Origin of the sequence: Nesterenkonia lutea, from assembly GCF_014873955.1 — a bacterium.
Taxonomy (GTDB): Bacteria; Actinomycetota; Actinomycetes; order Actinomycetales; family Micrococcaceae; genus Nesterenkonia; species Nesterenkonia lutea.
In genome coordinates, this window is the sequence record NZ_JADBED010000001.1 from 2,388,827 (window position 1) to 2,400,910 (window position 12,084).

The 12,084-nt window shown below is 66.8% G+C and carries 10 protein-coding genes and 1 tRNA gene; 3 read left to right on the forward strand and 8 right to left on the reverse strand.

Going from position 1 to position 12,084, the window contains the following annotated elements; translation table 11 throughout:
* Nucleotides 1-6 precede the first annotated feature (6 nt).
* The 7 genes from H4W27_RS10870 to H4W27_RS10900 form a co-directional block, all read right to left on the reverse strand.
* Nucleotides 7-1,308 (reverse strand): ABC transporter permease, encoded by a 1,302-nt coding sequence (locus H4W27_RS10870; protein ID WP_404821853.1) that lies wholly within the window; start codon nucleotides 1,306-1,308, stop codon nucleotides 7-9.
* Nucleotides 1,305-2,684, reverse strand: coding sequence for an ABC transporter permease (locus tag H4W27_RS10875; RefSeq protein WP_192595949.1), 1,380 nt, complete (start codon nucleotides 2,682-2,684; stop codon nucleotides 1,305-1,307). The genes H4W27_RS10870 and H4W27_RS10875 overlap by 4 nt, the downstream gene beginning before the upstream one ends.
* Nucleotides 2,681-4,270 carry an ABC transporter ATP-binding protein gene (locus H4W27_RS10880; protein WP_192595950.1) on the reverse strand — a complete coding sequence of 530 codons (1,590 nt, stop codon included), beginning with the start codon at nucleotides 4,268-4,270 and terminating at the stop codon, nucleotides 2,681-2,683. The genes H4W27_RS10875 and H4W27_RS10880 overlap by 4 nt, the downstream gene beginning before the upstream one ends.
* 32 nt (nucleotides 4,271-4,302) lie before the next feature.
* The gene (locus H4W27_RS10885; protein WP_192595951.1) at nucleotides 4,303-5,400 is read right to left on the reverse strand and encodes a BMP family lipoprotein; all 1,098 of its coding nucleotides are present in this window, start codon (nucleotides 5,398-5,400) and stop codon (nucleotides 4,303-4,305) included.
* Between the two features lie 144 nt (nucleotides 5,401-5,544).
* On the reverse strand, nucleotides 5,545-6,912 hold the full coding sequence (locus H4W27_RS10890) for an MFS transporter (RefSeq protein ID WP_318782310.1): 1,368 nt from the start codon (nucleotides 6,910-6,912) through the stop codon (nucleotides 5,545-5,547).
* Between the two features lie 31 nt (nucleotides 6,913-6,943).
* Nucleotides 6,944-8,188, reverse strand: a complete 1,245-nt coding sequence (locus H4W27_RS10895; protein WP_192595952.1) for a hypothetical protein — start codon at nucleotides 8,186-8,188, stop codon at nucleotides 6,944-6,946.
* A gap of 163 nt (nucleotides 8,189-8,351) precedes the next feature.
* Entirely contained in the window at nucleotides 8,352-8,981 is a 630-nt protein-coding gene (locus tag H4W27_RS10900) for a hypothetical protein (protein ID WP_192595953.1), read from the reverse strand.
* Nucleotides 8,982-9,108: 127 nt separating this feature from the next.
* On the opposite strand from H4W27_RS10900, the gene H4W27_RS10905 reads away from it, so the two are divergent.
* The 3 genes from H4W27_RS10905 (at nucleotide 9,109) to H4W27_RS10915 (ending at nucleotide 11,226) form a co-directional block, all read left to right on the forward strand.
* Nucleotides 9,109-9,181: transfer RNA gene (locus H4W27_RS10905), tRNA-Lys, on the forward strand.
* Nucleotides 9,182-9,582: 401 nt separating this feature from the next.
* The gene (locus tag H4W27_RS10910) at nucleotides 9,583-10,200 is read left to right on the forward strand and encodes a DUF47 domain-containing protein (RefSeq protein WP_192595954.1); all 618 of its coding nucleotides are present in this window, start codon (nucleotides 9,583-9,585) and stop codon (nucleotides 10,198-10,200) included.
* Between the two features lie 9 nt (nucleotides 10,201-10,209).
* A complete protein-coding gene (locus H4W27_RS10915; RefSeq protein WP_192595955.1) occupies nucleotides 10,210-11,226 on the forward strand; it encodes an inorganic phosphate transporter in 1,017 nt (338 codons plus the stop codon).
* A gap of 33 nt (nucleotides 11,227-11,259) precedes the next feature.
* Here the strand turns inward: H4W27_RS10915 and pstB are convergent, their stop codons facing one another.
* Nucleotides 11,260-12,039: a phosphate ABC transporter ATP-binding protein PstB gene (pstB, locus tag H4W27_RS10920; RefSeq protein WP_192595956.1), complete on the reverse strand. Its 780-nt coding sequence runs from the start codon at nucleotides 12,037-12,039 to the stop codon at nucleotides 11,260-11,262.
* Nucleotides 12,040-12,084 lie beyond the last annotated feature (45 nt).

Sequence of the window (12,084 nt, forward strand, 5' to 3'; positions counted from 1 at the left end):
GCCACGCTACTTCACATATGGGGTTCCATTCGCTGCTGGGGGGCGGACCCGACCGACGAAGCCCGCCACCGCGAGGATCGTGATCACATAGGGCAGCATCAGCAGCGCCTCGGAGGGGACCGGAGTGCCGATCGCGGCGAGCACGTTGCCCAGCGAGGTGGAGAAGCCGAACAGCAGAGCCGCCAGGACCGCTCCGATCGGGTGCCAGCGACCGAGGATCATCGCGGCCAGGGCGATGAATCCTGCGCCGGCGGACATCTCCTTGCCGAAGGCCAGCCCCTGACCGATGGTGAAGAAGGAGCCGCCCAGCCCGGCGATGGCCCCCGCCAGGATGACGTTGTACACGCGCATCCGGTTGACCTTGATGCCCACCGTGTCCGCCGCCCTGGGGTGCTCCCCCACGGCCCGAGTCCGCAGACCCCAGCGGGAGCGGAACAGGAAGACGTTCAGCACCGCGACCAGGACGTACATCAGGTAGACCAGGATCGTCTGGTCGAAGAGCACCGGACCGATGACCGGGATCTGGGAGAGCACCGGGATCGGCAGGTCAGGCAGCTGCTGGCGGGCGTTCCAGAGCTCGGCGTTCTGCGTCAGCGTGGTGGAGAAGAGGAAGCCGGTCAGACCGATGACCAGCACGTTGAGCACCACGCCGACGATGATCTGGTTGACCTGATACTTCACCGAGAAGAACACCAGCACCGCGCCGACCAGGGCCCCCGCCAGCGGCGAGAAGAGCAGACCCAGATACGCGCTGGTGAAGACGGAGGCGGCGACAGCCGCCAGGAAGGCCCCGGCCAGCAGCTGCGCCTCGATGGCGATGTTGATGACCCCGGAGCGTTCGCCCACGAGTCCGCACATGGCGCCGAAGATCAGCGGCACCGAGAGCGCCAGGGCCCCGGTGAGCATGGTGACCAGCGGGATGACCGCCCCACGGTCAGCGCCGGCCCAGACCAGGAACGCCACGACGAAGAGCACCCCGAAGAGCAGCGGGAGCCAGAGCCTCGCCTGCGCCCTGTTCGAGGCCCGCCAGAACGCGTAGACGGTCAGCGCGAGGAGTGTCGCTGCCAGCACCCACCCGGCAGGCCGGGAGGGAAGCTCGATGACCGGAATCTCGAAGAAGTCCCCTGCGGAGGCCAGACGGAAGTGCGTCCGCCCTCCTGCAGGGCTTCCCAGCGCGAAGAGCAGCCCGAGCACAGCCAGGATCGCGTAGGTGATGGGGTATTTCCAGGAGACGGGCCGGACGCTGGCGGCGGCTCGCTCGGCCGGCTGCGCCTGAACAGCGGCGGGACTCACGGTCTGGTCGCTCACTTGCCAACCTCCTGTGACGTGGTGCTGGACGGTTGGTGAGCGGGACTCGGCCTGCTGTGATCCTGGTCCTCCGCCGCATCGGTGCCGACGGACCCGGAGGAACCGGAGGAACCGCCGCTGCGGCGTCGACTCTTCTTGAACCGTGGACGGCCGTCGGCATGCGGAAGGAAGAAGATGGCGCGCACCAGCGGAGGCGCCGCGATCATCAGCACGATCACCGCCTGGAGCACCAGCACGATGTCGATGGGGGTGCCGGTCTGTGCCTGCATGAGCACGCCGCCGGCACGGAGACCGCCGAGCAGAAGCCCAGCGAGGAAGGTGCCCAGCGGCTTCGAGCGCCCGAGCAGGGCCACGGTGATCGCGTCGAAGCCCAGGGTGCCTGCGATGCCTCCGGCGATCCGGTACTCGGTGCCCAGCACGTGGGCGGCGCCGCCCAGGCCCGCGAGACCGCCGGCCACGATCAGCACCAGGGCGGTGGCCTTGGACACGTTGATCCCCGCCGTGCGGGCAGCCTCAGGGTTCTCACCGATGGCGCGGAACTCGAAGCCGAGAGCAGAGCGTTCCAGCAGCCACCAGACGAAGAGCGTGGCGAGGATTGCGATGAGGAACCCGGCATGGATCCGGAAGCCCGGTCCCAGCAGCGAGAAGAGCTGGGCGGAATCGTCGACCGAGCTTGAGAGCGGCTGGTTGGAGCCGGTCTGCTTGTACCACTGCTGCTTCAGCAGCCATGCCAACAGGTAGATCGCAATATTGTTGAGCATGATCGTCACGATCACCTCATTGGCTCCGGTGCGCGCCTTGAGCACACCGGCGATGCCGCCCCAGATGGCGCCGCCGAGGATGCCGCCGGCGAGCGCCAGCAGCACATGCAGCCCGGCCGGGAGGGAGAGCGCATAGCCCAGGAAGCCCGCCGAGGTGGCGCCCAGGATGATCTGACCCTGGCCGCCGATGTTCAGCATCCCGGAGCGGAAGCCGATGGCGATGCCCAGACCTGCCAGGATCAGCGGCACCGAGTAGACCATGGTCTCGGTCAGCGGGCGGATGGATCGCGCGGCCGAGGGTGCCTGCCAGTCGAAGACGGCGCCGCGGAAGAGCGAGGAGTAGGCCTCGCGCAGAACCTGGAAGGAGGTCTCCAGGAAGTCGGTGGGCTGGGCGAAGAAGTAGCTCAGGCTGCCCTGGACCTCCTGATTGGCGCCGAGGATCAGCACTGCTCCGACCACCAGTGCGACGACGACGGCCAAGACCGTGACCACCCAGGAGGTCTGGCCCAGTTCACGCAGGGCGCGGGAGAGCCTGCCTTCCGCCTCGGCCCATGCTCCCTGATGGTTCGGGGCAGGGGCAGGGGACGTCCCGGACTGGGACCCTGAATCGGTCACGTGCTCTCCTCTGCTTCGGCCGAGTGATCGGTCCCGGACAGCGCTGTGTGATGGGTGGCGGCCTGCTCCTCGGCCTCCTCCACGGGCACACCGGCCATCATCAGCCCCAGCACATCACGGCTGGTGCCGGCCGGGACGATGCCCACGATCCGACCGCGGTACATGACTGCGATGCGGTCGGCGAGGTTCAAAGCCTCGTCCAGCTCGGTGGAGACGATCAGACACGGGGTGCCCTTGTCCCGCTCCTCGATGACGGTGCGGTGGACGAACTCGATGGAGCCGACGTCGAGCCCACGGGTGGGCTGGCTCGCCACGAACAGCCGCAGGTCCCGGCTCATCTCTCGGGCCAGCACGACCTTCTGCTGGTTGCCGCCGGAGAGCGTGGAGATCGGGTCATCCACGCTGCCCATGCGGACGTCGAAGCGCTCAGCCTGGGCCTGCGCAGCCTCGCGCATCACCGGCAGGCGCAGTGCGATGTTCCCCGGGCCCCCGGAGTAGGGCGCCCGATCGTACATGTCCAGCACATAGTTCTCCGTGACGGTGAAGGCCCCGATGACACCGTCGGTGCTGCGGTCCTCCGGCACGAAGCCCAGTCCTGCGGCCAGCCGCTGTTTGACGCTGAGCGGAGCAAGGTCCTGGTCATCGAGGAGGATCCGACCCGCCACAGGCTCGCGGATCCCCAGGATGGTCTGGGCGAGCTCGCTCTGACCGTTGCCGTCCACCCCGGCGATGACGAGGATCTCTCCCCGGCGCACCTCGAGATCGACATCATCGACGACGACCTTGTCCATCGAACTGAGCACGGTCAGTCCCTCCACCGCGAAGCTCACCTCCCCGGGGGATGCCGGCTCCTTGGCGGTGGTGAGGTTGACCTCACGCCCGACCATGAGCCCGGCCAGCTCCGTCTCCGTGGACTCGGGGGTGGTCTCTCCGACGACGGCGCCGCGCCGGATCACGGTGATCCGGTCGGCCACCGCGCGGACTTCGCGCAGCTTGTGCGTGATGAAGACGATGGAGGTCCCGGAGTCCCGGAGCTGACCCATGATGGTGATCAGTTCGTCGGTCTCCTGCGGGGTCAGCACGGCGGTGGGCTCATCGAGGATCAGCACCTTCGCGTCGCGGGAGAGCGCCTTGATGATCTCCACCCGCTGCTGGGCGCCGACGGGCAGATCCTCGATGCGCGCATCGGGGTCCACGTCGAATCCGAAGCGCGCGGAGATCTCCAGCACCTTCTCGCGCGCCTGACCCATGTCCATGATGCCTGCGGCGCGGGTGGGCTCGTAGCCCAGCGCCACTGACTCGGTGACGGTGAACACCGGGATCAGCATGAAGTGCTGGTGCACCATGCCGATCCCGGCGGCCACCGCGTCCCCGGGCCCGTTGAAGCTGACCGGCTCGTCGTCCAGCAGAATCTCACCATCGTCCGGGGCGTAGAGCCCGTAGATGGTGTTCATCAGGGTGGACTTGCCGGCCCCGTTCTCACCGAGCAGAGCGTGGATCTCGCCCGGTTCGACGGTGAGCGATATCCGGTCATTCGCGGTGAAGGAGCCGAACCGCTTGGTGACCCCTCTCAGCTCAAGCTTCATCTCTGCGGTGTCACCAATCAGCTCAGCGTGGGTCAGGAAGGAGCGTTCTCGGACTCGATGACGGTCTCGCCATCGATGATCTCCTGGCGGAGCTGCTCGATGGCATCCTGCACCTCAGAGGGGACCTCGTCCTCGAAGTCGTGGAAGGGAGCCAGGCCGACGCCGTCGTTCTCCAGGGTGCCCACATACGGCTCACTGGTGAACTCGCCCGCTGCGCCCTCTTCGATCGTGGTGTAGACGGCGGTGCCGATCTCCTTCATCACCGAGGTGAGCATGATGTCTGGGAAGTCGGTGGACTCATAACCGTCGGAGTCGACCCAGATCATCTTTGCCTCGGCGTTCTCCAGCACGGGGCCTGCGCCGACACCGGCGTTGCCGGCCACCGGCATGATGATGTCGGCGTCCTGGCTCAGCAGCTGCTCGGTGACTTCGCCGCCCTGAGTCTGGTCGCTGAAGTCGCCGGAGAAGGTGCCGGACTGCTCTTCCTTGTCCCAGCCCACCAGCTCGACCTCGGCGTCGTTGTCCTCGTTGTACCGATCCACGCCGTCGGCATAGCCGTCCATGAACACGGTCACCGAGGGGATCTGGACTCCGCCCCAGGTGCCGACCACGCCGGTCTCGCTCATCGAGGCGGCGACGTAGCCCGCCAGGTAGGCGGCCTCACCGGTGTTGAACACCAGCGGCTTGCCGTTGGTGAGCTCCCCCTCGAGCTCCTCCTCGTTGAAGTAGGAGTCGATCAGCGCGAAGTTGGTCTCTTCATTGGCCTCCGCGGCGAGGCGCAGCCCCTCCTCCAGCAGGAAGCCGACTCCGAAGACGACGTCGCAGCCCTGCTGGACCATGGTGTCCACATTGGGGGCGTACTCGGATTCCGCAGTGGACTGCGCCTCAGCGTGCTCGATGCCCAGATCCTCGATGGCCATCTCCAGGCCCTCATAGGCCGACTGGTTGAAGGAGCGGTCGTCCCAGCCGCCCTCATCGGAGACGACACAGGCCTTGTAGTCGACTTCTTCGGAGGCGGCGGCGTCGCCGTTCTCCGACTCTTCCTCGGGCGCCTCGCCGCAGGAGGAGAGGACGAGTGCTGCGGCTGCGGTCACGGCGAACGCGCCGCTGGTCTTGAAGGACCTCTTCATGGGGATGCTCCTCATGGTGCAAGAACGGCACCCCGAGGGTGCCGTGAAACGAGTGATGCAGGCAATGGTACGACACATTTCCACACGAAACATTGCACAGATGTTTCATCCGATGTTCACCGGCGCAATGCCCGCCGTCATCCCTCAGTCAAGGTGCTTGGAGGTGGTGTCCGGTGCGAGCTTGAGCATCAGCAGGACCGCGAGCACGACGCCGACCAGACAGATTCCGAAGGCCCCGGAGAGCCCGAAGGTCGGCTCCATCCACGCGATGAAGACGAGCGGGCCCAGACCGGCGCCGATCCTGGAGATGGTCGAGGCCCAGCCGAATCCTGAACCGCGCAGCTCGGTGGGATAGAGCTCGGAGACGTAGGTGTAGAGCACCGGGATGCTGATCTGGATCACCATTCCGAAGCCGAGCAGAAGCAGCAGCACGGCCGTGGGCAGATGCATCGTCAGTCCGAGCACCACCAGCATCGCGGTGGCCACCGGGGCGGAGACGGCGAGCAGCACCCGGCGCCCGGTGATCTCGACCAGGACGGTGGAGATCACCACGCCCACCAGTCCGACGGCGGCCATGCCGGCCGTGCGGATGAAGGCCTGGTCCTGCTCGTAGCCAGCCTCGATCAGCAGCGTGGGCATCCACTGGATGGCGATGTAGTAGACGGTCATGATGGCGAGGAAGAGCACCCAGGAGACGGTGGTGACCCTCCAGCTGTGCGCCCAGACCAGCTTGAGCTGCTCTCCCACCGCGGCGAAGGTCAGCTTCGCCGGAGCCTGAGTGGCTTCAAGCGTGTACTGGCGCACTGGCGCACCGGTGCGGGCGACCAGCCCGTCGATGACCCTGCGGGCCTCGGCCATCTGTCCCTGGCGCATCAGATACATCGGTGACTCGGGGACGAAGAGCCGCACCGCAAAGACCAGCAGCGCGGGCAGGATCATCGCCAGCAGGGGGAGCCGCCAGTCTCCCCAGGTGCCCACCAGCCATGCCGAGACGAAGCCTGCGAGCGCCGCACCGATGGGCCACCAGCCGTCCATGGCCGTCAGCACACGTCCGCGCTGCCTGGCCGGGGTGAACTCTCCGACCAGGGCGTAGTCCACCGGGATGCAGCCGCCGAGCCCGACCCCGGCGAGGAAGCGGAAGAGCACGAACCATTCAAGGCTCCCGGTCATCGCCCCGGCCACGGTGAACAGCGAGAAGATCAGCAGGGTCCAGGCGAAGGCCTTCCTGCGGCCGATCCGGTCTGCGATCGTGCCCCAGAGCACTGCGCCGACGGCCATGCCGATGAGGTTCGCGGTGCCGATCCACGCCGCGTCCGAGGCGGTCAGGTTCCACTCTTCGGAGAGCAGCGGGATCAGGATGCCGTTGAGCGAGACGTCCCAGGCGTCGAACATGAATCCGAGCCCGCCGACGACGAAGATCCGACCCTGCGTGTTCCATCGCCAGGGGAGGTTCTGCAGGACTGATTCACCGGTGGGCAGCGCCGCAGCGGGCGTGGAGGTGTTCTGATGCACGAGGAGAGTGTAAGCCACTCACCCCCGCCGCCTACTCCCAGATGACCTCGGGCTCATCGGCGGTCATGTCGACCAGCGGTGTGCCCAGCGTGCCCGGATCCCCGAAGTAGAGCTCGTAGAGGCTGGTCACGCCGCCCTCCTCCGCCTCGTATTCGACGTTGACCTGACCGGTGAAGTACTCGGCCTTGACCAGCGTGGGCGTGGTGTAGCTCGGACTGGGAGTCAGCCGCTGCAGCGCCTGGTCAGTCTCGGCCGGAAGCGATCGGGAGATGCTCCCCTCCACGACTGCGGCACCGGAGACGTCCGCCGGCATGTCCAGTCCGCAGCCCGCCTCCATCTCCTTGGAGGCGATGCAGTCCTCCACGTCGGCGATGATCAGCTCGCGCCAGGTCTCAGTGGCCGCTTCGGTGAGGGCCACCTCCAGGGTCGTGGCCGTGGTGTAGGTCTCGGTCACTTCGACCACTCCGTCACCGTCGAAGCTGAAGTTCTCCTCCTCGAGATCAAGCTGGTACATCAGACCGAGGAACACCGTGGCCTCGCCACCCTCCACGGCTTCACCGTTGACCGTGACAGCCAGGTCTCCGAGATCCGGCTGCATGAGCTCTGCCTCAGCATCGACCTCCCAGGCATCAGTGTCCGGGTTCTGGTAGGTGTAGACCCGTTTGGTCACGCCGACCTCGCCGAGGGTGTAGCTGACCTGGACCTCCTGGGAGTACGCGGCCTCTTCAGCCGCGGCATCCTCAGTGACCTCGACGTCAGTGATCGGAGCCAGCTCCAGTGAAGCCGCAAGCACCTCCTCCGTCATCAGGCTGTCGTCACTGACCTCATAGAGCAGTGACCGCGCGGCCTCCGCCTCGCCGTCTGCCAGCGCGGTGAAGTAGGACTCCACCGCGGCGGCGGGGCTCTCGGCATCCACGGCAGGCGCCTCGGCCGCCGCAGAGTCCTGAGGCTGGGTGGTGTCATCATCGGCCGCAGCCTCACCCCCGCGCACCAGCAGGAGGATGAGAGCGATCACAGCGACCACGACGAGGACGCCGACGGCTATCAGCGTCCAGAACAGCCCCTTGCCGTGCCCGCTGCCTCCTCCGCTGGGCCCGCCCGGGCCCTGGGGATACATCGGATCGCCGGGCCCGTCGGGATAGCTCGGTCCCCCGGGAGTGTTCGCAGGACCCTGGTATCCGTACCCGGACTGGCCCTGCGATCCGTACCCGGACTGGCCCTGGTATCCGTACCCGGACTGGCCCTGCGGCCCGTAGGTCGGCTGGTGATCTGACATGTAGCGCCCCGTTCGCTGCCAGCCTGCACTGGCTCCTGACCTGCTGTGTCCGCCGAAACCGCATGGCTCGGTCGTGGAGGCGCGACATCTGCCCGACCCGCGCCTCTGAGAACAAACAGTACTGCCAAAATCGCCTCGATCGGCTTATCGGCGGGGATCCGTCTCAGTCGAGAGTGCCGGCGCGGGAGCCGCGCGCCGCGCCCTCGAGCTCCTCGGCGGTGCGCAGCAGCTGATTGGCACGTTCGGTGAGCCTTCGGGCGGCTTCTGGACTGTGCCGTTCGGAGCCTCCGGCCCAGAGCGCCTGACCTCGTGCCACGACGCGGCAGAACGCGCCCGCACGATCGAAGGCGGAGTCGATGTCCCCGCGGTACATGCCCGCCAGGACGAGATCAGCCAGTCGGTCCATCTCCTGCGCGGTGGGCGGCTCCGCGATGCCGGCGATGGCATGCGGAGCGGAATCCGTCTTGCCCAGGCTGTAGTACTCGCTCATCCGCTGAGGGTCCTTGTTCACCGCGGCACGGATCGCGTAGATCCGCCAGAGACCGCCGGCGAGCGAGTGCGCGGGGGAATCGGACCACAGCTCCGCGATGGCCTCGATGCCCTCGGTCTCCGCCAGCCGGATGAACCGCTCGGTGACCTCCGGGTCATCGGAGTCCCGCCCGTGGAAGACGAGCGCGTGGGCGGTGTCGTGAGCCGCCTGGGCGATGATCGCCGGATCAGCCCCGCCTTCCCGCTGGTCGAAAGCTGCTGGGTCGATGTACCTGGGCCTGCGGTGGCGAGGCTGGCTGCTCATCGCGTCCTCCTAGAAGAGATTCGCTTCGGTCCTTCATCGGCTGCACTGCCGTGCTCGCACGGTGTGCGTCATTATGCCGCAGGCCGCGGCGGCGATACCATAGGGCACGTCTTCAGGGGCTTCACAGGGGCCTTTAGCTCAGTTGGTAGAGCATCGGACTTTTAATCCGCTGGTCGCGGGTTCGAGTCCCGCAGGGCCCACCGCGCTCCGCCGAGGAAGACAGTGATGCCCAGGTCAGCGCCGTGCGCGGACCTGGGCATCACTCGTCCACAGGACTTTTCTGCAGCCGGGGCACCGGCCCGGGCTGCCCGGTTGACCTCGCCCCTGCCGAAGGAGCACACTGGAGATGTGCCGGGCTGTGGTAACCCCCGGGCTCCATTCTCGAGCCGCTTCGAGCGGCCACGCGCCGTGAGGCGTTCCCAGCCCGGCACACCCCCACTCAGCGTCACCCGTTCGCCAGGCATCGTCAGAGCGTCCGCGGGACAGGCAGCCGGGCAAGGTGTCCGAGGGCGTCGCCCGGATGGCGCAGGGATGTTCATCTCTGCGCTATACACTCGGGCCCGACACGTCGACAATCGTTCATCCTGGGGACATTCATCGCATGATCGTACGCAGAGGCCAGCGCCAGCCTGTGGCCACCGACCTTCTGGCCGGCATCGCCCGGGAAGTGCGCTCCGGAGTCCACCTGATCTCCCAGCTGCTGGGCAGCACCCACGAGAACCGAGCGGAACTGCGTGAACAGCTGATCGATCTCGAGGGCCGCGCGATGGACCTCCATTTCAACCTGATGACACACATCCGCAGCGTCTTCCTCACCCCGCTGCCGCGGCAGGACATCTACGCCCTCTCGCAGCAGCTGAACCGCACGATGGAGCATGTGGTGGCCGCCGGTGATCTCATCCTGGCTCGGCCGAATCTGAGTCTGCCGGCGCAGAGCGCCGACCAGCTGGAGACCCTGAGCCGGCAGCTGGACCTCACCGTCGCGGCCATGTCCCGACTCGAAGACTTCGACCTGCTCGAGGAATACTGGATCCAGATGCAGCGCCTGACCAAACAGGCGAATCGGACCCACCGGGTCTGGATGACCTCCAGTGACAATGCCTTCCAGCCGAACATCGCACTGCAGCAGTCGCAGATCGCCGACGCTCTGCTTGCCGCCGTCCACGATCAGCGGACTGTGGCGGTCACTGCCGGTTCGATCATCGTCCGCGAGTCCTGAGGCCGCCGGGTGGAGCCGATTCTGCTCGGGCTCATCTGCCTGCTGCTCGTCCCCAACGCCTTCCTCGCCGGGCTCCACGACGTGCCCAACGCGATCGCGATCCCGGTGCGCACGCGTGCGCTCACCGCGCAGGCCGCTTCTCGGCTCGCGGCCATCTTCAACACCTTGGGGGTGCTGCTCGCGCTGCCGCTGGGCATGTATCTCTACACCTGGTTCGACTTCCCACAGATGAGGTCGAGCGTGCTGCTCGCCGTCGTCCTCTCGGCCCTGATCTCTCTGCTCGGCTGGAACCTCTTCACGTATCTGCGCGGGATGCCCACCTCCACCACCCATGCGCTGCTGGCCGCATTTCTGGGCGGAACGGTGGCCGCCTCCACAGTGGCCGACCTCGACTTCGCAGAGGTCCTCGCCATGCCGTGGGCCGGTGCGGTGCTGACGCTTCTGCTCTCGCCGCTGGTCGCGTTCGGATTCGCGTATCTCCTGGTCTTCGCCGCCGTGCGCGTCGCCCGCGGAGAGGACCCGGACGCGGTGAACACCACCTCCCGGATGGCGCAGTCGGTCAGCGTCGGGGTCACCTCGCTGGGAACCGGACTTCAGCAGGGCCAGCGGTTCTCCTTCGTCCTGCTCACCGCACTGATCGCCGCCCAGGTCGAGGACGCCCAGTCCTGGCTCCCCGCCGCATATTGCACGTTCGCCGTGCTGATCGGCGCCGGATGCCTGACCGGGGGCTGGCGGATCGGGCACACGCTGGGGCACCGGCTGGTGGACATCGACCCGCTGCGCGGCATGGTCGCGACGACGACGACCTCGGCGCTGCTCTTCGTCGGCTCACTGAGCTTCGCCCTGCCGCTCTCCACCTCGCTGACCGCGGCGTCCACGATCATCGGTGCAGGGTCGAATCAGCGCTTCGCCACAGTGCACTGGCGCCAGTTCCGCCGGATCTGTCTCTACTGGGTGCTGACCCCGCTGGCCGCGGGTGCAGCGACGGCGATCTTCACCCTGGCCATCAGCCCGCTGCTGGGCTGACGGCCGCCGAGCCCGCCGGGGCCCGCCCTCCGCTCACCCGAAGCGGCCGGAGACGTAATCCTCGGTGGACTTCTCGTTCGGAGTGTTGAAGATCGCGGAGGTGTCGTTGTATTCGATCAGCTTGCCGGGTTTTCCGGTGCCTGCGATGTTGAAGAACGCGGTCTTCTGCGAGACGCGGGCAGCCTGCTGCATGTTGTGGGTCACGATGATCACCGTGTAATCCTGCTGGAGCTCACCGATGAGGTCCTCGATGGCCAGTGTGGAGATGGGGTCCAATGCGGAGCAGGGCTCATCCATGAGGATCACGTCAGGCTTGACCGCGATCGTCCGGGCGATGCAGAGACGCTGCTGCTGGCCGCCGGAGAGACCAGAACCGGGCTTGTCGAGGCGGTCCTTGACCTCCGCCCACAGGTTGGCGCTGCTCAGCGCCGACTCCACGATGTCATCCGATTCGGACTTCGACAGGCGCGCGCCGTTGAGCTTATAGCCGGCCAGCACATTCTCGCGCAGACTCATGGTGGGGAACGGGTTCGGGCGCTGGAAGACCATGCCCACCTGGGTGCGCACCGTCACCGGGTCCACGCCCGGGTCATAGATGTTCTCACCATCGAGCAGGAGTTCACCTTTGACCCGCGCGCCGGGAAGCACCTCATGCATGCGGTTCAGCGACCGCAGAAATGTGGTCTTCCCACAGCCGGAGGGACCGATGAAGGCCGTCACGGCCCGGGCATCGATGCTGATGTTGATGCCTTCCACGGCAAGGAAGTCGCCGTAATAGACGTTGAGGTCAACGGCATCTACACGCTTAGACATATCTGGTCATCACACTTTCTCTGGGTGGATCAGGGGCAGCCCGCA